The sequence below is a fragment of the Tissierella pigra genome, from assembly GCF_009695605.1.
GTDB lineage: Bacteria > Bacillota > Clostridia > Tissierellales > Tissierellaceae > Tissierella > Tissierella pigra.
The window spans coordinates 88,570-107,858 of the sequence record NZ_VUNQ01000004.1 but is presented as its reverse complement, the minus strand read 5'-3'; the positions used below and the strand labels follow the sequence as shown (position 1 = coordinate 107,858).

The 19,289-nt window shown below is 29.3% G+C and carries 20 protein-coding genes; 9 read left to right on the top strand and 11 right to left on the bottom strand.

The window, feature by feature from the left end; genetic code table 11:
- Positions 1-100 precede the first annotated feature (100 nt).
- Complete coding sequence (locus FYJ83_RS03505; protein WP_154438953.1) at positions 101-1,309, bottom strand: patatin-like phospholipase family protein; 1,209 nt, start codon at positions 1,307-1,309, stop codon at positions 101-103.
- 13 nt (positions 1,310-1,322) lie between these two features.
- Positions 1,323-2,477 carry a CapA family protein gene (locus tag FYJ83_RS03500; protein WP_154438952.1) on the bottom strand — a complete coding sequence of 385 codons (1,155 nt, stop codon included), beginning with the start codon at positions 2,475-2,477 and terminating at the stop codon, positions 1,323-1,325.
- A 185-nt stretch (positions 2,478-2,662) separates the two neighbouring features.
- On the opposite strand from FYJ83_RS03500, the gene FYJ83_RS03495 reads away from it, so the two are divergent.
- Complete coding sequence (locus FYJ83_RS03495; protein ID WP_154438951.1) at positions 2,663-3,091, top strand: deoxycytidylate deaminase; 429 nt, start codon at positions 2,663-2,665, stop codon at positions 3,089-3,091.
- A gap of 40 nt (positions 3,092-3,131) precedes the next feature.
- Here the strand turns inward: FYJ83_RS03495 and FYJ83_RS03490 are convergent, their stop codons facing one another.
- Positions 3,132-3,740 (bottom strand): ribonuclease H1 domain-containing protein, encoded by a 609-nt coding sequence (locus FYJ83_RS03490; RefSeq protein ID WP_154438950.1) that lies wholly within the window; start codon positions 3,738-3,740, stop codon positions 3,132-3,134.
- 132 nt (positions 3,741-3,872) lie between these two features.
- On the opposite strand from FYJ83_RS03490, the gene rocF reads away from it, so the two are divergent.
- Positions 3,873-4,778 carry an arginase gene (gene rocF / locus FYJ83_RS03485; protein ID WP_216584861.1) on the top strand — a complete coding sequence of 302 codons (906 nt, stop codon included), beginning with the start codon at positions 3,873-3,875 and terminating at the stop codon, positions 4,776-4,778.
- Between the two features lie 47 nt (positions 4,779-4,825).
- Here the strand turns inward: rocF and FYJ83_RS03480 are convergent, their stop codons facing one another.
- Entirely contained in the window at positions 4,826-5,368 is a 543-nt protein-coding gene (locus FYJ83_RS03480) for an OB-fold protein (RefSeq protein ID WP_195837908.1), read from the bottom strand.
- Between the two features lie 207 nt (positions 5,369-5,575).
- Here FYJ83_RS03480 and FYJ83_RS03475 point away from each other — a divergent pair, with 207 nt between their 5' ends.
- The 5 genes from FYJ83_RS03475 (at position 5,576) to FYJ83_RS03455 (ending at position 10,693) form a co-directional block, all read left to right on the top strand.
- Entirely contained in the window at positions 5,576-6,742 is a 1,167-nt protein-coding gene (locus FYJ83_RS03475; RefSeq protein ID WP_154438948.1) for a sensor histidine kinase, read from the top strand.
- On the top strand, positions 6,729-7,376 hold the full coding sequence (locus tag FYJ83_RS03470) for a response regulator transcription factor (protein WP_154438947.1): 648 nt from the start codon (positions 6,729-6,731) through the stop codon (positions 7,374-7,376). Before FYJ83_RS03475 ends, FYJ83_RS03470 begins: the two co-directional genes overlap by 14 nt.
- Before the next feature lie 86 nt (positions 7,377-7,462).
- Entirely contained in the window at positions 7,463-8,401 is a 939-nt protein-coding gene (locus FYJ83_RS03465) for an ABC transporter ATP-binding protein (protein ID WP_154438946.1), read from the top strand.
- A 10-nt stretch (positions 8,402-8,411) separates the two neighbouring features.
- Complete coding sequence (locus FYJ83_RS03460) at positions 8,412-9,590, top strand: ABC transporter permease (RefSeq protein WP_154438945.1); 1,179 nt, start codon at positions 8,412-8,414, stop codon at positions 9,588-9,590.
- Entirely contained in the window at positions 9,587-10,693 is a 1,107-nt protein-coding gene (locus FYJ83_RS03455) for an ABC transporter permease (RefSeq protein ID WP_154438944.1), read from the top strand. Before FYJ83_RS03460 ends, FYJ83_RS03455 begins: the two co-directional genes overlap by 4 nt.
- Before the next feature lie 16 nt (positions 10,694-10,709).
- Here the strand turns inward: FYJ83_RS03455 and FYJ83_RS03450 are convergent, their stop codons facing one another.
- Both FYJ83_RS03450 and FYJ83_RS03445 read right to left on the bottom strand, forming a co-directional pair.
- The gene (locus tag FYJ83_RS03450; RefSeq protein ID WP_154438943.1) at positions 10,710-11,267 is read right to left on the bottom strand and encodes a TlpA family protein disulfide reductase; all 558 of its coding nucleotides are present in this window, start codon (positions 11,265-11,267) and stop codon (positions 10,710-10,712) included.
- Between the two features lie 10 nt (positions 11,268-11,277).
- Positions 11,278-11,976: a cytochrome c biogenesis CcdA family protein gene (locus tag FYJ83_RS03445; RefSeq protein WP_154438942.1), complete on the bottom strand. Its 699-nt coding sequence runs from the start codon at positions 11,974-11,976 to the stop codon at positions 11,278-11,280.
- A 209-nt stretch (positions 11,977-12,185) separates the two neighbouring features.
- Here FYJ83_RS03445 and FYJ83_RS03440 point away from each other — a divergent pair, with 209 nt between their 5' ends.
- Complete coding sequence (locus FYJ83_RS03440; protein ID WP_154438941.1) at positions 12,186-13,355, top strand: dicarboxylate/amino acid:cation symporter; 1,170 nt, start codon at positions 12,186-12,188, stop codon at positions 13,353-13,355.
- Positions 13,356-13,429: 74 nt separating this feature from the next.
- Positions 13,430-14,539: a M20/M25/M40 family metallo-hydrolase gene (locus FYJ83_RS03435; RefSeq protein WP_154438940.1), complete on the top strand. Its 1,110-nt coding sequence runs from the start codon at positions 13,430-13,432 to the stop codon at positions 14,537-14,539.
- Between the two features lie 31 nt (positions 14,540-14,570).
- Here FYJ83_RS03435 and FYJ83_RS03430 read toward each other — a convergent pair whose 3' ends face one another.
- The 5 genes from FYJ83_RS03430 to FYJ83_RS03410 form a co-directional block, all read right to left on the bottom strand.
- The gene (locus tag FYJ83_RS03430) at positions 14,571-15,062 is read right to left on the bottom strand and encodes a phosphatidylglycerophosphatase A family protein (protein ID WP_154438939.1); all 492 of its coding nucleotides are present in this window, start codon (positions 15,060-15,062) and stop codon (positions 14,571-14,573) included.
- Between the two features lie 167 nt (positions 15,063-15,229).
- On the bottom strand, positions 15,230-15,952 hold the full coding sequence (locus FYJ83_RS03425) for a cyclase family protein (RefSeq protein WP_154438938.1): 723 nt from the start codon (positions 15,950-15,952) through the stop codon (positions 15,230-15,232).
- A gap of 244 nt (positions 15,953-16,196) precedes the next feature.
- Entirely contained in the window at positions 16,197-17,570 is a 1,374-nt protein-coding gene (locus FYJ83_RS03420; RefSeq protein WP_154438937.1) for a sigma-54-dependent transcriptional regulator, read from the bottom strand.
- 12 nt (positions 17,571-17,582) lie between these two features.
- Positions 17,583-17,774, bottom strand: coding sequence for an ATP-binding protein (locus tag FYJ83_RS20515; protein WP_412034775.1), 192 nt, complete (start codon positions 17,772-17,774; stop codon positions 17,583-17,585).
- A gap of 41 nt (positions 17,775-17,815) precedes the next feature.
- On the bottom strand, positions 17,816-19,282 hold the full coding sequence (locus FYJ83_RS03410) for a transporter substrate-binding domain-containing protein (protein ID WP_154438936.1): 1,467 nt from the start codon (positions 19,280-19,282) through the stop codon (positions 17,816-17,818).
- Positions 19,283-19,289 lie beyond the last annotated feature (7 nt).

The following is a 19,289-nucleotide window of genomic DNA, read 5'->3' as shown; positions in this document are numbered from 1 at the left end:
CTCCGTAATTTATAATTTTATTCGTGATGTGTTTCACTATTGTATTTATATCCTTCTATTTACAATCTAAACATATATTTGATAATAATTATCATTTATTTTAATCTCTTCTCCTAAAGATTATATTTGCAATTTGAAGTAATATACTTTCCTTATTCAGCACAGGAAGAATATCTACCTTTTCTATTATTTTATCTAGAGTTCCTAATTCTTCTTTATCTACATCTATTGCACTATCTTCTACTAAAGATAATAAATTCTTAACATCATAAATTTCAAATCTTTCTATCTTTAAATATTCTGCTTTTTTTTCTAATAAATAGATAAATATTTCCTCGTAACTGCAGTCCCTATCCATAGCAATCATTGAACATATTTTTGGTATTATATGTTCAAATAAAGACCTTCTATAGTACATCTCTGGAAGCTTCAATATTTTTTCCATCTTTCTTACTTCTTCTTCTTTAATACTGAGGAAAAATTCAAGATAATAATCCTTATTATCTTCAGGACATATATAATATCTATTGCCCTTCAATCCTTTTATAGCTTTTAATCCATCATAGTATCCAAGCTCTATATTGCTCTTAGCTTTATTTCCATCATATTCATAGGACTTGCCTATATTATCAGAGGGAGATATAATTTTCGCATTTACATCTAGAGGCAAATCTATTTTCCTAGTATATCCCATAGCATGAGTTCTTATTAAAATCAAGTCCTTATATCCTCTTTCTACTAACATCTTAAATGGTAAATTATCATAAAAACCTCCATCTAAAAAGCGTTCACCATTTATCTTCTCTGATTTGAATATTGGCAGATATGCACTTGCCATTAAATAATTTTTTAATTCACCCTTTGGTATATCTTCAATAAACGAATATAATGGTTTTCTTTGACTTAAATTTATTGCTACCATTCCGAAATCCATTTTGGAATTTCTAATTTTTTCTTCGTCTATATATACATCCAACAAATCTTTTAATGGAGTAATATCTAATCCTCTTCCTACTATAAGTGTTTTTATTTTTTCCTTTAAAAAAGATAAATCTTCTTTTACTAGTTTCAGCTGCATTATCTTATCTATATCTTCATCATCTACATCCGCCACCATAGAATAAGTTATGTCACACCAAAGATCATAACACCTTTCATAATCATTTTGCACTATCATTGCACCATTTAAAGCTCCAATTGAAGTACCTGTTATTCCACTTATTTCTATACCCAGTTCTTTTAGGGCCTTATATACGCCAATATGATAAGAACCTTTAGCACCACCGCCTTCTAGAACCAAACCATACATTTATAACACATCCTTACTCCTTTACTATTTTGATTAACCCATTTTCATCTATATTAGTTCCAAAGTTTTTAGATATTTTATATAAATAGTTTATTTTCGCTATTCTTTTCTCCTTATGTAAAGGTACAGGTCTACCATGTACTATTTCGCAAGGTATTATTTTAATATTATCTATATTCTTTTCAACTAAATTTACTTGTGCAATCATAGTATTTGATGTAAGTTCAGAAGATGTTCCAAATACAAAGTTGCCTAAACTATAAAATATTGGTTTGCCTTTATAAATCTCTATCCCTTGTAAAACATGAGGATGATGACCCATTACTATGTCCACTCCAGAATCAACTAGTTTTTTCGCTAAATCCATCTCTTGCTTTCTAGGAGTATCACTTCTTTCTACTCCCCAATGAATAGCCAAAACCAATATATCTACTTCCTCTTTCATTTCCTTCACTCTGTCCAATACTTCTTGTACATGAGGGTCATATGCTCCCACAAGTCCTGCTCTTTTTCCTGATGCATACCATTTAACATCAGGTACTACTCTAGAGAATCCTAAAACTCCTACTGTAATTCCATTTCTTTCAACTATGGTACCTTTAATTGCATCTTTTTTATTATATCCAGCCCCAACTCTTTTTATTTTGCTGTTATCTATATGCTTTAATGTATCTATAAGTCCATCATAACCATAGTCTAAAGAATGATTATTAGAAAGTGACACTATATCTACTCCCGCCTCCTCCATGGCTTTTATATTCTTTGGATTAGAACGAAAGTTAAATTGCTTATTAGGCCATTTTGTTCCCTTGTTGGTAATACTGGTTTCCAAATTTCCTATGGTTATATCATCATTTTGAAAATATTCACGTACATTATCCCAAGGATAATTAAAACCATTTTTATTTATATATGTCTTTACACTTCCATCCATTAATATATCCCCTATTAAAGAAATACTAAGGTTTTGAAACTCCTCTGTTTCTTCTGTAAAACCCACTACTTTTTCTACATCTATTGGTGTTTCTTTTATTATTTCCTCTCCTGCATTTTCCCTTACTTGAATCATAGTATAATTTTTATCTCCTAAAACTTCTACAACTTTAACAGAAAATAAACCTAAAAATATACCTACTATTGCCATAAGTAAATAAAATCTTTTTTTCATTTAATCCTCCTGTAATTAATTGTTAATTATATTAAATATACCCAACAATATAAAAACTTCACCTATAATTTTTTTATAATGAATAGAAAAGTTCTCCTTTATGCTTTTATATTATCCTCTATACTTTATGTTATTATTCTTGTTTTCTATGATATAATATTTCATATAAATTTAGGAGGATAGATATGGAAAGAAGAAAATCTTGGAAAAAATATTTTATGGAAATCACAGAATTAGTAGCAACACGTTCTACTTGTAATAGGGCTTTTGTAGGTTGTTTATTAGTTAATGATGATAATCGAATTGTATCTAGCGGATATAATGGTTCAGTCTCTGGCAATCCTCATTGTGATGATGTTGGACATACCATGAGAGATGGACATTGTATAGCCACTATTCATGCTGAAATTAATGCCCTATTATATTGTGCTAGGGAAGGAATTTCTGTAAAAGGATGTACTGCCTATGTAACTCATTTTCCTTGCCTCAATTGTACAAAGGCATTAATCCAATCTGGAATTAAAAGTATATATTATAAAAATGATTACAGAATAGACGATTATGCCATAGAATTACTTAATAAAAATAATATTAGTTTTCAAAAAATAGAATAACTCCGATTCTTGGTGCAAAGCACCAAAATCGAAGTTATTCTTATTCCATTATAGCTTCTTTTGCTAATTTATCTGCTTCTTCATTATATTTTACTCCAGAATGACCTTTTACCTTTATAAACACTACTTTTAATTTATCCTTTATAGAATCATAGAACTCTTTATATGCCTTTGTTCCATTTTTATTGGTTTTCCAGCTGCCTATTGCCCATTGTTCTATTCCAGTATAATCAAAATGAAGGTATAAAGTTTTTATTCTTTTTTCTATGGCTAATTCCATGGCCACCATAGCTCCCTTTATTTCTCCTGATACATTTCTCATTTCTGCCAATTCTTTATTATTATCTCTTCCACTATATGTTTCTTTTCTGTTACTATCTATAAATACTACTCCATAACTATATGTAAAGTTTTTAATATCAAAACTTCCATCTACATAAGCTATGGCTTCATTTTCTTTCAAATCCTTTTCATCTACTAAATCTATAGCCTGATTTCCCCCATCTATAAACATTAAGGCTTCTTCATATGTGGGAAATTTCTTATATTCCGCACCTGAATATCCTCTTATTTGTTCCTCACATTTCTTCCACGTTTCATATATACCAGGAAATCTTCCTTTTCTTACTCCATAGTAAAACTTTGCCATCTTGTCACCTCTATATAATTAATATATTAATTATAACATAATAATTTCTTCCTAGAGAAACTAGTTTTTTTAACACTCTTCTTTAATACATGGTATAATATAGTAGATTATATATTAAGGAGGTCTTGATAAGTGGATATTAATGTAATTGGAGTACCTTTAAGTTATGGTTGTGATATAGATGGTGTAAATTTCGGACCTAAGATTCTTAGGGAATATGGAATTATTGACATTATTAAAAAAAATGGACACAATGTTTTTGATATGGGGGATATATATGTTCCAACTCTATCAAAAGAATTAAAGTATCGGGATCATCCAAAAATGAAATATTTGAATCCAATAATAGAAATCAATACCAACTTAGCTAATAACGTATACTGCTCACTTAAAGGAAGTGGTTTTCCTTTTGTAATAGGAGGAGACCATGCACTAGGTATGGGAAGTATTGCAGGTGCAAGTAATTTTTTTAAAGATATGGCTGTAATTTGGGTTGATGCCCATGGAGATATAAATACCTTTGAAACTTCTCCTTCAGGAAATTTACATGGTGTACCTTTAGCTGCATCAATGAATGTAGGAGATAGTAGTGTTACAAATATATACTATAATGGTGAAAAAGTAAAACCTGAAAATGTGTACCTTTTAGGATGCAGAGATATTGACTCTGGAGAATTAGCTCTTGCCAATGAACTCAACCTTAATATGTATACTATGGAAACAGTTGGTGAAAGAGGATTAGAAAATGTATTAAAAGAAATAATAGAAAAAATAAAAGAATCTAATGTAGACGGAGTACATTTAAGTTTTGATATAGATGTGCTTGATTCCAGTTTAGTACCGGGAACTGGTACGCCTGTTCCCAATGGTTTTTCCATAGATGAAGGAAAAGAAGTATTCACTCAACTTTTAAGTGAGAAATTTATTACCTCTATGGATTTTGTAGAATTAAATCCTGTAATTGACAATGAAGATAAAAGAACTGTTACAAACTGTATTGAAATTCTTGAACATATATTTAAAAACATTGACAAATAATAAAATAATTTAAGGGTAAAGATTTGCACAAATCTTTACCCTTAAATTTATTTAAGTTTACAATTTTCTACTGTTATAAATACTGCCTTTTGAGTTATTTCTCCTTCTACTATAATGGTATCTCCTTCATTTACATCTGCTAGTTTATCTATTTCTTCTTGCTCTTTAAAGAAACATCTAACATCTCTTACTTCAGCGCCGTCATATGTAGAAAGTGCTACATATGTCTTTCCCATAGCCGTTGCCTTTTTCATTATAGTACCTTCTATACTAACAACTTTTCCTTTATAATCACTCTCTGCCTTATCATTATCTTCTTCAAATGCTCTGGCTAAATCCTCTGCTGTAATTACAATTTCACCACTTACATCATTTATTCCTTGTACCACATCATCATTTGCTTTTCCGCCACCACCACCGCCAAACATTCTACTAACAACAAAAATAATTACAACTATTATAATTCCCGATAATACCTTATTCTGCATAAAAAAGTTTCTGCTGTCTTTACCACAGTATGAACATTTGTATTCTCTCTTGTCTAACTCTTTTTTACAGTAGCTGCATTGTCTTATAGGTTTGTTTTCCATAGAACCACTTCCTTTCATTTTAATATATGATTTTAAATTTATTATATGATACCACACCTTATACTTTTACTCAATACTTTAAGGAAGTTTTTTTAGAATTTTCTATGTTTTCTAATTAGTTTTTTGTTTTTTACATTATTTATAAACCATGTTTATTTCTAAATGATATAATGTAAATAAAACTTAAATAAAAAGCGGGAGTACCATATGAAAAATAAAAACCTTTTAATTATAAGATATATAAACTTATGTATAATAATACTTGGAGTTACCCTTACAGAAGTACAAAGTTTTTCTACTTTCTCCATTATAATAACTTTGATTTTTATTATAAATAATCAACTACGTTATTTTCTTTTTAGTAATATTTCATCTATTGTATTTTTATCTATTTTTTTTGATTTTATATTTGGATATATATTGTATACAAAATGCCAAGGCCTACTTCTTCCTTACTTCATTATAGGTATAACAGACAGCTTATTTTTAATTAAAAACTTCAGTAGGTATATCATCAGCTTTTTAGGTATTATTATACTTTTATATGCTGGTAAGGACTTATCTATAGAACAATTATTATCCTTCTTAGCCTCTATGGTTTCCTTAATATTTATTTCAGATATAATCGGAAAAGAACATAATAATAAGTTGAAATTAGAAGACTTATACCATAGACTTAAACTATCAGAAGAAAATTTGATTAAAACAAACCGAGAGTTAGAAATTTATGCAGATTCAATTAGAGATTTATCTATACTTAAAGAAAGAAATAGGATTTCAAGGGAAATTCACGATAGTGTAGGCCATAGTCTATCTACTATAATAATTCAACTAGGTGCCATAGAAAAAATAGGAAAGAGTAATGGAGAAGCTGCATCTTTAATGGCTTCAAATTTAAAAAACTTTGCTAAAAATGGACTTGAAGAAATTAGAAAAGCCTTAAGAGAACTTAAACCTAAGGAATTTCAAGAATATGAATCCTTACTAATTATTGAAAATCTAATAAAAGATTTTAACAAATTAACAGGTATAGATGTTAAGTTTGGATTTTCTAAAAACAAATGGCAAATTAATGAAGAGACTTCTTTAGTTTTATATAGAGCTATACAGGAGTTTTTATCTAATTCTGCCAAACATGGAAAGGCTACTAAAATCAATATTTTTCTACACTTTGGTGATGATTTAATTCTTACCTTGCAGGATAATGGAGTAGGAACAAATATAATCAATAGAGGCATAGGTCTAACTAGTATATCTGAAAGAGTAAATGAACTTGGGGGAAGCATTAGTTATGAAAGTAGGGAGAATAATGGATTTCTCCTTAGAATAGTTTTGAAAGCAGTAAATGGAGGTAAATATCATGAAGAAAATTAAAATAGCAATTGTTGATGATGAAAAATTAATACAAGAAGGACTTAAAATCATTCTCTCCACCTATGAAGATATAGATGTTGTTTCCATGGGGGAAAATGGATATGAAGCATTGAATATATGTGAATCCAATGATATTGATTTAGTTTTAATGGATGTACGAATGCCTATATGTAATGGAGTAATTGGTACAAAGATTATCAAAGAGAAATTTCCAAATACTAAAGTTTTAATTTTAACTACATTTAAAGATATGGAGTACATACAAGAAGCTTTAAAAAATGGAGCATCTGGCTATCTTTTAAAGGATAGCTCTCCTGATTTGATTTATGGAGGAATTAAGGCTGCTATAAAAGGTAATATAGTAATTCATCCTGAAATCGCAAATGATATTCTTAATCATAGTTCAACAGAAAATAATATAGATAATATCCTTGAAGAGTATGATTTAAACCATAAAGAATATGAAATTATAAAATATATTGCCGATGGTCTCTCTAATAAAGAAATCGGTGAAAGGCTATTTCTTTCTGAAGGAACTATTAAAAACAACGTAAGTACAATTCTATCAAAACTTAAACTTCGTGATCGTACACAAATAGTAGTCTTTGCCTTTAAAAATAATCTTACTAAGTAGTGACTAAAGTCACTACTTTTTCATTACCTACGGCAATTAAATTTAACCATAGTTTACCATATAATAAAAATATAGGAGGGATTTATATGAAAATTATAGAAGTTAAAAACATAAGTAAAAAGTTTGAAGACAAAATTGTACTTGATAATATCTCTTTTACCATTGAAGAAGGGGATATATTTGGTTTAATTGGTCCAAATGGTGCTGGAAAATCCACATTGATAAATATCATGACTGGATTACTAGATCCCAACAATGGTAACATTTCAATCGGTGGATTCGATATAAAGAAAGAATCATTAAAGGCAAAGGAATTCTTAGGGTTAGTTCCTCAGGAATTGGCATTAATGGAAACCATATCTGCTTATGATAATCTAGAGTTTTTTGGCAGTCTTTATGGATTAAAAGGAAAAGCCTTAAAGGAGAAAATTGGCTATGCCTTAGATATAACTGGACTAAGCGAAAAAAGAAAGGATAAAGTGAAAAAGTTTTCTGGTGGAATGAAAAGAAGACTTAATCTTGCTGCTGCCATAATGCACGAACCAAAAATATTGATTCTCGATGAGCCTACAGTGGGTATAGACCCTCAATCAAGAAATCATATTTTTCAATTTATTAAATCTATAAATAGAGAAAAGAATACCACTATTCTTTACACTTCACACTATATGGAAGAAGTAGAATATCTTTGCAACAATATATTTATAATGGATGAAGGTAAAGAAATAGCCTATGGAGATAAAAAAACAGTTAAATCTATGATTAGTGATAATAACAAAGTTAATTTAAGAGCTGACAATATCAATGGAGATTTAATCAATAGTATTGAATTATTAGATTCTATAATAAATTGTGAAGTATATCATGATGAAATTAAACTATTGGTAAAGGGAGATAGTTTTAAATTAGAGCCATTATTAAAAATCCTTGAGAAAAATAATTCAGTAATAAAAAGCATCAATGTAGATGAGCCAAATTTAGAAGAAGTATTTTTAAGCCTTACAGGAAAGAATTTACGGGATTAGGAGTGATACAATGAAATTATTAGCTTATTTAAAAGTTGCATTAAAAGGATTAATAAAAGAATTTCCTTCATTTGTCTTATCCTATGCAATTTTTCCCATAATACTTGCATTGGTAATGGGATATGTACAAAAGGATATGTTTACTCCTGCAATTAATGACCCTATTTTTTCAATTATAATAGTAGATGAAGATAATACTGGGGAGTCTAAAGGATTAATATCTTTTTTAAGTAGTGGGGAAATGTCTAAAGTTCTTACTATAGAGCCAACAGATAGTGATAAATTTGATTATACCCTTAGAATTCCAGAAGGATATAGAAATAGCTTACTTGGTAAAAATCCAGCATCTATAAAGATAGAAGCAAAAGAAAAATCTTCTACTACTATGGGAAATATCTTAGTCAATATAATAGATAAATATAATCTGGAAATCAGTCAAAAATTGGTCATTGAAAAAGGATTTGAGGGGAATTCATTATCTGAGGAAAACAAAGAAAGCTTAATGATGGAAATAAATCATATATTAAATAATATATACAGTACAAATTCAATAGAAAACAATATTTATGAAGTAAGAAAAAGTTTAAGTTCCTTTGAATACTATTCTATTACCTTTTTAAATTTTTCTTTTATTGTATTTTTAATGGCAGTTATTGCATCAGATTCCTTAGAAAAAGAAAACGGTCTATATAGTAGGATAATGTCTACATCTATGACAAGAATACAATATTTTAATTATGGTTTTATGTCAAATTATCTAACTATAATAGTGGCTAATTTAATTTATGTGGGAGCTTTTAGACTTAGTAGATTATCTTTTCAAGGATCATTACCTATTTTGCTTTTAATTGTCCTTGTACAAAGTCTTATGATAACAATCATAGGTAGTCTCATTTCCACATTATTCAAGAAAAAATATGGTATTCCTATTTTACAAGTCTTCTTAGTAGTTCAAATGATCTTTGGTGGAATGATAGGTCCTTTAGATAAATGGAACAGTAGCCCAATCTTTAGCTTTTTTGCTAAATTTAAACCAGATGCTGTTATTGTAAACAGTTATAGAAATTATATAATAAATAATAATCTTTCTTCCATATATAATTATTTGTTCATTATGCTAGGAATATCTATGATACTTTATTTAGTCAATCTTTTATTAATACAAATGAAATGGGGTGTAAATAGATGAATCTAATTCAGTTGATTGTTGTAAATATAAAGAGGATGCTTAAAGACCCTGCTAAAGTTGGTATTATGCTTGTAACACCTATTGCAGTAATATTCTTTGTTCATTTCCTAGAAAGTGGAGATACAAATACATTTAGTGGAATGTCAAATGTTAATGTGGCTTATAATATTGAAGATCGAGGCAGTTTATGGGAAACAATATATGATTCTCCTTCTAAATCTCAATGGATTTTTCAACATGAAAAAGAAAAAGCCTTGGAATTACTTGAAAACAATGAGGTTGCTGTAGTATATAATATTCCTGCTGATTTTAGTAAAAAAATAAATAATTATGAAAAGCCAATTATAGAATCTTATAAAAGGGAAGAAGGAAATATAACAATTCCACTGGAAATGGAAATAAATAATAAGATAAATGAATTTATCAAAGAAAAACTACTTCTGGATAAAGGTATAATCTCAGATAAAGAGGACTTATATATTTCCCAAACTAAGACTATACTTGAAAAAAATAAAAAAGCAGTTACTGGAGATATGAATTTAGTAACTATGATGCTGATATATTTCATAATTCTAGGTTCATCTTCTATTGTTACAGAATTAATGGATTTTAGAAAAAAAAATATTATATCAAGAGCCATTACTACTCCAAATAAGAGTGGTGTGATTTTAGGAAGCCTAGGTCTATCCCTATTGTTCTTCCAAGTCATAGGAAATATATTAATTGCATTAATAGGTACAAAATTCACTGGATATAGTATAGTTAATTTTCCTATTATCACCATAAATATTGTTTTGGCAAGTCTTTTTTCCATTACTTTGTCCTTGGCTATGACTAGATTATTTAAAAATGAACATTCTGCTTCTTTAGTTACATCTTTATTTTCTATATTGACATTACTTTTAGCAATGTTTGCACAAGGAGGAATGTATCAAAACCTTCCTAAGTTTATAATAAATCTAGGTAAATTTACTCCACAATATTGGATATTTGATAGCTTAGAAAAATCCATATTGTTTCCAAATGTATTTATAGTATTATTGATAATTCTAGCATTATTTACGGCTGGCAGCTATAGATTAAAGGATTTAGTTAAAAAATAAGACAGAATTTCCTGTCTTATTTTTCTTCCCTTATACTTTCTAATATTTTAACCATATCATCATAAGTCATTGCTCCTGGTACTCCACCTAATAGAATTCCATCTTTATCTACAAAATATGATGTAGGAAATCCTCCTACCATATAGGTTTGAGACACATTTCCGTCTTCATCTAAAACTACTTCAAAATCATATTCTCCTTCTTGAATATACTTCTCAACAGTTTCCTTATCTTCCATTACATCTACTGCCAGAACTACTAAATCATCATTTTCATCCTTTAACTTTTGTAAATCTGGCATCTCTTTATCACACCAAGTACACCAAGTTGCCCAAAAGTTTATTAGGACTATTTTCCCTCTATAATCAGATAAGGATACTTCTTCACCTTGTAAATTTTTGAGAGTAAAATCTGGTGCTTCTATTTTTACATCTTCCTCTTCCTCTGATATTTCTTCATTAGGAGCTTCATTTTCCACATTATTTTCCACTTCATCTATCTCATCTTTTCCTTGTTTGCTGCATCCTCCTACGAATAATATTAATGCTAAAATCATTATCAATATTTTCTTCATATTCTCCTCCTTATTGCAGAATTCTACTTATATTTATAACTTTATTGAAAAATACAAGGAATCCAAAAATAATCATAATAAATCCACTGATTATAGGCATATATCTCATGAATTTATCTGCTTTATTCATTAATCTAGTAAATCCATTTATAAATAATGCAGTCAATATAAAAGGTATTGCCATTCCTATGGAATATACTAATAATAAATATACTCCCTTTGAAACAGTAGCTGTAGCTCCTGCGTACATAAGTATAGATGCCAATACAGGCCCAAAGCAAGGAGTCCATCCAGCTGCAAAGGCCATGCCCATTAAAATAGAACTAAACCAATTAGTCACCTTCTTAGGTGCTTTAGCTCTTCTTTCAAAATTTAAAAAATTAAGTTTCAATACTCCCATTATATTTAATCCAAATAATATTATAAGAACTCCACTTATTTTTCCAAAGACTTCTTTGTTTCTTACAAATATCTTCCCTAAAAAACTGGCAGATGTACCCATTATCATGAAAATAATTGTAAAACCTATTACAAAACCAAATGTTCTTGTCAAAGCAAAGAATTTTTTCTTTTCCAACTCCTCTTCCATATTAGTTCCTGTCATATACATTATATACACTGGTATCAGCGGAAGTATACATGGGGAAAAAAAAGACAGAAATCCTGCCCCAAAAGCTATGGGTATAGAAACATCTCCTAAACTAATCATATTTCCTCCTTTATGTCAATTCTTTTATTAAATTATATTTATTAACCGTCTCTTCATATATATGTACCCTTTAAGATAATTTAAAAACTTATACTTATATTATTATTTGTGTTAATTGCATATTATGAGTTTACTTTCAAAATTTGTAGTGTATTACATAACGAAATTAGTGATATAATATTATAAATCTTACGAAGGAGGAGATTATTTTGAAAAAATTAGGCTTACTACCTAGACTAATTATTGCCATAATTATTGGTATACTAATAGGAAGTTTTGGACCACAATGGTCCGTTAGGGTCCTTGCAACCTTCAATGGCATATTTGGCAACTTCTTAGGGTTTGCTATACCATTAATAATCATAGGATTTGTTGCCCCCGGAATTGGTGATCTAGGTGATGGAGCTGGAAAGCTATTGGCTATTACTGCAGGAATTGCCTATGGTTCCACTATTCTTTCAGGTAGTTTCGCATACCTTGCAGGTTCCATTATATTGCCAACTTTCTTAAAATCAGGCAGTTTAAGCTTAAATGCTGCTAATCCTGAAGAGGCTTTACTAACTGGATTTTTTACAGTTGAAATGCCACCTATATTTGATGTTATGACAGCCTTATTACTCGCATTTACTTTAGGACTTGGTATTGCAGCAATTAAAGGTGATACATTAAAGAAATTTATGAACGATTTCCAAGAGATAATTGAAAAGCTTATAAACAGTATAGTAATACCTTTATTACCTTTTCATATAGCTGGAATATTTGCAAACATGACTTATGCAGGTCAAGTAGTAACTATTCTTTCTGTATTCTCGAAAGTATTCCTAATGGTAATTGCACTTCATATAATTACATTAGTTATCCAATTCTTCATTGGTGGTACAATAGCTGGAGGTAATCCTATAAGAATGTTAAAAAATATGATTCCTGCATATTTAACAGCTATTGGAACTCAATCATCAGCAGCTACTATACCTGTTACACTGACCCAAACTAAGAAAAATGGAGTTAAGGATGATATTGCTGACTTTGTAATTCCTCTATGTGCTACTATACACTTATCTGGAAGTACAATCACTTTAGTTTCTTGTTCTATGGCCATAATGATGTTAAATGGCATGGCTATAAGCTTTGTATCTTTCTTTCCATTTATACTAATGCTTGGTATCACTATGGTTGCAGCTCCTGGAGTTCCTGGTGGAGCAATTATTGCAGCTTTAGGGCTTTTGGAAACTATGTTAGGTTTCCCACAGCCTATGCTTTCACTAATGATAGCTTTATATGTTGCCCAAGATAGTTTTGGTACTGCAACAAACGTAACTGGAGATGGAGCTATAGCTCTTATGGTAAATAAAATTTCTGGAAACAAACTAGTTAAATAAAACTTATATTTGAAATCACCTTCCATCTATAGTATGATTTATATAAATCATACTATAGATGGGAGGATTTTAATTTGAATAAAGATGGAATTCTATCAAGATTTTTAGATTATGTAAAAATATCAAGTCCTAGTTATAAAGAAGGAAACTTTGCTAAAAAGGTTAAAGAAGATATGGAAAGCTTAGGTTTAGATGTAATAATTGATGATGCAGGAATAAAGGCAAATTCAGACACTGGCAACCTTATTGGTTATTTAAAGGGAAATAAAGAAGCAGAACCTATAATGTTTTGTGCTCATTTGGATACTGTAACTCCATGTGAAAATATTGAACCTATTATTGAAAATGGCATTGTTAAATCTAAAGGAAATACCATTCTTTCTGCTGATGATAAGGCAGGTATAGTTGGTATTTTAGAGGGAATCAAATATATAAAAGAAAATAATATACCTCACGGTGATATAGAAGTAGTATTCACCATATGTGAAGAAGTTGGATTATATGGATCTAAATATTTAGACTACTCCAAAATAAAATCTAAAACAGCATTTATATTAGATGCCAGTGGAGAAATTGGGGGCGTAAATATCCAAGGTCCAGCTCAAGCTCAAATCTTTGCAAAATTTCATGGAAAGGCAGCCCATGCTGGTCTTAGTCCAGAAAAAGGTATAAGTGCTATTCAAATTGCCTCAAGAGCCATAGATAAAATGAATTTACTTAGAATAGATGAAGAGACTACTGCAAATATAGGAGTTATCAAAGGTGGTTCTGCAACTAATATTGTTGCAGATTTAGTTGAAATAGAATTTGAAGCTCGAAGCTTAAATGAAGAAAAATTAAATAACCAAGTTAAACATATGGTAGATACCATGGAAGAGGCTGCTAAAGTTTTCAATGGTACAGTAGATACTGAAGTAAACTATGCTTATCCTACTTTTAAATTAGACAAAGAAGAACCTATGTTAAAGACAATAGAAAAAGCTATGAATAAGTTAAATATTTCATATAGACCTTGTTCCACAGGTGGTGGCTCTGATACTAATATATTCAATGGAAAAGGAATCAAAACAGCTACCCTTGGAATTGGTATGTTTAATGCTCATAGTGTAGATGAATATATATCCATAGAAGATTTAGTTAAAACTAGTCAGTTGGTTGCTGCAATAATTGAAGAAATCATATAACTAAAAATAGGTTCGTTAATCGAACCTATTTTTAATCTTTTCTTGAATGAGCAATCTTACTGGCAGTTGCAGCTGCTATGGCTGCAATTAAATCGTCTAAAAATGTATGAACTGCAACACCTTTCATTCCATCTAGTTTTTTTATGATTCCAATCTTTTCTTTATCTAAGTATCCATAGTTTGTAAGTCCTATGGTTCCATAAACATTTACTATGGATAGAGGGATTATTTCATCAATTCCATATAATCCTTCATCGGATTCAACTATATCTTGAAGCGGTTCTGGTAATAGTTTTTTTTCTGCCAATTCATCTAAAGCTATTCCTGTTAAAATAGCATGGATTATCTCTCGCTTTGTTAGTACAGCTTTAATATTCTCTACACAGAACTCCAATGTTAAATCAGGATAATAATTTTTCTGAAGTAGTAATACTATTTCTCCTATATCTTCTAATTTTACGCCTCTTCTTTCAAGCATTGCTATAGTCTGTTCATGTAATTCTTCCATATTATACTTTCCCATTATTTCCACCTCTTACTTCCTAATATTTAATATTTATTTATATATTCCCTTATTTAAGTATATATTCCCAAATAAATTAAATATATTTATGATAATTTTTTTGTAAGTATAGCATAATGAGATATTCCAATGCTAATTCCATTAAAAAATTATACTAGAGATAATAATTATTCGTTCTTAGGTAATAGTGCAATTGCTCTTACTGGCGAACCAGTACCTCCCCTGATTTTTAAAGGTAATCCCATATATAGAAATCTCTTTCCAACAACTTTATCTAAATTACATAAATGCTCTGTATTTGTAATATCATATTCTCCACATACTAGATGACCTGAGAAATCTAAATCATCTGGAGTTTGGTCAATTGCTGGTGAATCAACAGCAATATTTACTACTCCTTTTTCTGCTAACCACTTTGCTGACTCGTAGGAAACCCCTGAATGTTTTGCACTTAATCCACCATATCCATTATCTGGATATGTTCTATCATAATGTCCTGTATACATTATGAAAATATCACCTTTCTTGATTTCTAATCCATGTTTCTCTAAAGCCTCTTCAATGTCTTTTATTTCTATATAGTCTGGGTATCTAATATGTCTTAAATCAACACATATAGCATCACCAAAGAAATATTCTAAAGGCATTTCCTCCATTGGAGCTCCACCTGGCTTATATTCAATAACTGCATCTGAGTGAGTTCCAGCATGTTCACTCATTAAAATATTTCTTGCATAAAATCCCAATGTTTCACTACCAGTAGCCTTCATGTTCTCCTCATGAGTTTGGTTTGTCATTATAAAAGTTGGCTGATGTATACCGAATAATGGCATACCTTGATATATCTCTTGGCTTAGGTCAATAATCTCCCATCTTTGATTAAAGTTCATATTAACACTCCTTTAGTTTTTATTATATACATCTATTAAAAGCAATTCTTATGCCAACCTTTTATGCTGTCTAAAGTAGCCTTTTACAGTATTTTCCTTTTTGTAGCAATTCTAAAAGAAGAAACTTTTTCCTACTCGAAGTGTTTAGAAAATATCCAATAATCCAAATCCTTTTATTTATCTTAATTTAAAAGAAAAAATACCTAAAGGAATCTTTTTCCTCTTAGGTATTTTTTTCCTGATTCTATTGATTTTTATCATTCTGTTCTATATATTTCTTTAATTTATTTCTTATGGTTCTATCAGTTATTCCAAGTATTTTTGCTGTTTCTCTTTGATTATAATTACATTCCATGTAAGTAGATTCAATAACCTTCTTCTCAATATTTTCTAAAGTTTGTCCTACAAATATTGGAATAAGTTTCTTATTTATAAAAGTCTCTGATTTTTCATCCTTATTTATATGAGATAATATGTCTTTTTTAGTTAAAACATCTCCCTCTACTAGCGCTATGGCTCTTTCCACCAGATTTTCCAACTCTCTAACATTTCCATTTAGTTCATATTTCTCTAGAGTTTCAATAAAATCATATTCTATTTTTTTAATCTCCTTGTTCAATAATCTACTATACTTGTAAATAAAATAATTAGTTAAAGGAACAATATCTTCTGGTCTGTCTCTTAAAGCAGGCATATGAATATTGATTACATTTAATCTATAATATAAGTCTTCTCTAAACCTTTCTTCCTTTACCAAATTAAGTAAATCTCTATTGGTAGCAGTTATAATTCTTACATCTACAACTATAGGTTCCTCTGAACCTATGGGGGTTATTACATTTTCCTGAATTGCTTGTAATAATTTTCCTTGCATCCCTAGGTCCATATCTCCTATTTCATCTAAAAACAATGTTCCACCATGAGCCAATTCAAAATATCCTTTTTTATCTGTTAAAGCACCAGTAAATGCACCTTTTTTATATCCAAATAATTCGCTTTCTAATAAATCCTTTGGTATTGCAGCACAGTTTATTGCATAAAACTTCTTATGTCTTCTATTTCCTTGTCTATGTATTGCCTTAGCTATTAAACTTTTTCCAGTGCCACTTTCTCCAGTAATCAAGACTTTAGAATCTATATCCTTAATTTTTTCTATAGTATTTAATATACTTTTTATTGAACCAGACTCTCCTATAATTCCATCTTTTATATATTTTTCTCTAGATTCAGCACTTAAAAAATTTATTTGTTTATAAAGATTATTGACTTCAGCACCCTTGGCTATTAGAAATTCTAATTCTTTTATGTCTATAGGTTTTGTTAAATAATGAAATACTCCACTTCTTATGGCTTCAATAGAAGACTTAATAGTGCCATAGGCAGTAACAATTATTACAACAGCTTCTGGATTCATATCTTTTATTTTAGAATATAATTCCATTCCATCTTCATTTCCTAGCTTCAAATCTAAGATGGTAACTGATATTTCATTGTTTGTATAATGTTCCAATGCTTCTTCTGAATTATACGCTAAATAAACCTTATATTGATTTTTAAATGCAAACTTCAAAGATTCTACTATGGGCTCATCATCATCTACAATTAATATTTTTTCCATTTTTATCACTTCCTATATCTGAAAATTTAAAGAAACTCTAACTCCATTGTCTATATTTGAAACTTCAATAGTCCCATTGTTTTCTTTAATAAGGTTATATGATATAAACAATCCCAAACCTGTTCCATTTTTCTTAGTTGTAAAAAATGGATCAAATACTTTTGAAATATTTGATTCTGAAATTTGATCCCCATCATTTTCTATTAAAATTGTCTTTTTCTCATCGTTTTCTTTAGTGTAGATATTTATATTACCAGTATCTTTAACTCCATCAACTGCAAATTGATCAATACTTGTTTTATCTGATTTTTATCTACATTTAGTGTAAAGTCACCTCCTATGGCTATATTAAATTTTATTCCTTTAGAGTCATTGGAAAGTTTACATAGTGACCTCATAATGTCATTTTCCAATAATTCCTTTATGTTTACTGTGGATATATTGGCTTCATCTGGCTTAGAGTATTCTAATAGACTAGTAAAGAGTTTATTTATATAATCTATTTGTTTTGGAACATGATAAATTAAAGATTCTTTAAATTCTTTATCTTCAATATGCTCTGGTATAAGTTCAATAAAGTTCTTAATACTGGTAAGGGGATTTCTTAATTCATGTGCAATATTCAATAAAAGAAATCCTAAAGACTCCATTTTATCTTTTCTAATTAAGGTTTCTTCCATCTTCTTACGTTCTGTAATATCTATAAAATTAATTAATACACCGATCAGGATATTTTTATCATCTAGTAATTTAGTATAATTAACTTCTAGATATTTTTTATTATCCATATTATCTATTTCTATTTTAGCATAATAAGTATCTTCAACACCATCTAATATATTATGTATAACCGTTGTATTAAATATTTTAGCTATATCTGTTTCATAAAATGATTTAAATAATATTTTTTCTAATGGTAAATTTAAAATTCCCTTAGCAAACTTGTTTATTGCAGTAACTCTGCCTAGTCTATCTATATATATTACTCCTGTATCTATATTTTCTATTATTTGTTTTCCAAAATAGCCCATTTTGTGATTAAACCAGCTATCATATATTTCTTCATATTTACCATTATCTTTTATTTTTTTCATACCTATGGTAAATTTATCTGCAATAACTTCATTTCCTTTTTTAAATGCTATTCCATACTTAGTCAAGTGAATTGGTGAACCAACTAATTTCAATTTATTTTTAAAACCCGATTTCTCTGCATAGTGAAGTATTGTCAGCTTGTTTCCCACTACTAAATCTACTCTGCCTTCTAGCAGTAATTTTAGTGCATCTTCATGACTAGATACTACAAATATTGATATTGGATTTTTATTGGAACTCATTCTAGTTATTATTTCAAATCCAACATCATTTTTTTGTACTGCCACTCTATATTTATATAAATTAATAATATCTTTTATATCTTGCCTACCTTCCAAAGCAAAAGCAGAATGAAATACTGTAATATACTCTGGACCAAAAACATATTTTTCTTGCCGATTACCAGAGAAAGACATTCCTTCAATGCCATCATATTCCCCATTATCCATGGCTTTTATTGCCTCCGTCCAATCTAATAACTCCACCTCAACTTCTATATCCATTTCTTTCCCTATGGCTTTACTAATATCTATATTAAATCCATCTACTTCTCCTTTATCATTTATAAACTCATAAGGCGGATGCTTTATATCTGCACATAGCTTTATTTTCTTCATATGATTT

Excerpts from the sequence above, each read along its gene's own strand:
- FYJ83_RS03430 (WP_154438939.1), bottom strand. The coding sequence starts at position 15,062 with ATGGGAAAGTATAATATGGAAGAATTACATGAACAGACTATAGCAATG.
- FYJ83_RS03470 (WP_154438947.1), top strand. The coding sequence starts at position 6,729 with ATGAAGAAAATTAAAATAGCAATTGTTGATGATGAAAAATTAATACAA.
- FYJ83_RS03460 (WP_154438945.1), top strand. The coding sequence starts at position 8,412 with ATGAAATTATTAGCTTATTTAAAAGTTGCATTAAAAGGATTAATAAAA.
- FYJ83_RS03410 (WP_154438936.1), bottom strand. The coding sequence starts at position 19,282 with ATGAAGAAAATAAAGCTATGTGCAGATATAAAGCATCCGCCTTATGAG.
- FYJ83_RS03500 (WP_154438952.1), bottom strand. The coding sequence starts at position 2,477 with ATGAAAAAAAGATTTTATTTACTTATGGCAATAGTAGGTATATTTTTA.
- FYJ83_RS03490 (WP_154438950.1), bottom strand. The coding sequence starts at position 3,740 with ATGGCAAAGTTTTACTATGGAGTAAGAAAAGGAAGATTTCCTGGTATA.
- FYJ83_RS03495 (WP_154438951.1), top strand. The coding sequence starts at position 2,663 with ATGGAAAGAAGAAAATCTTGGAAAAAATATTTTATGGAAATCACAGAA.
- FYJ83_RS03455 (WP_154438944.1), top strand. The coding sequence starts at position 9,587 with ATGAATCTAATTCAGTTGATTGTTGTAAATATAAAGAGGATGCTTAAA.
- FYJ83_RS03465 (WP_154438946.1), top strand. The coding sequence starts at position 7,463 with ATGAAAATTATAGAAGTTAAAAACATAAGTAAAAAGTTTGAAGACAAA.
- FYJ83_RS03420 (WP_154438937.1), bottom strand. The coding sequence starts at position 17,570 with ATGGAAAAAATATTAATTGTAGATGATGATGAGCCCATAGTAGAATCT.
- FYJ83_RS03445 (WP_154438942.1), bottom strand. The coding sequence starts at position 11,976 with ATGATTAGTTTAGGAGATGTTTCTATACCCATAGCTTTTGGGGCAGGA.
- FYJ83_RS03480 (WP_195837908.1), bottom strand. The coding sequence starts at position 5,368 with ATGGAAAACAAACCTATAAGACAATGCAGCTACTGTAAAAAAGAGTTA.
- FYJ83_RS03475 (WP_154438948.1), top strand. The coding sequence starts at position 5,576 with ATGAAAAATAAAAACCTTTTAATTATAAGATATATAAACTTATGTATA.
- FYJ83_RS03505 (WP_154438953.1), bottom strand. The coding sequence starts at position 1,309 with ATGTATGGTTTGGTTCTAGAAGGCGGTGGTGCTAAAGGTTCTTATCAT.
- FYJ83_RS03425 (WP_154438938.1), bottom strand. The coding sequence starts at position 15,952 with ATGAACTTTAATCAAAGATGGGAGATTATTGACCTAAGCCAAGAGATA.
- FYJ83_RS03450 (WP_154438943.1), bottom strand. The coding sequence starts at position 11,267 with ATGAAGAAAATATTGATAATGATTTTAGCATTAATATTATTCGTAGGA.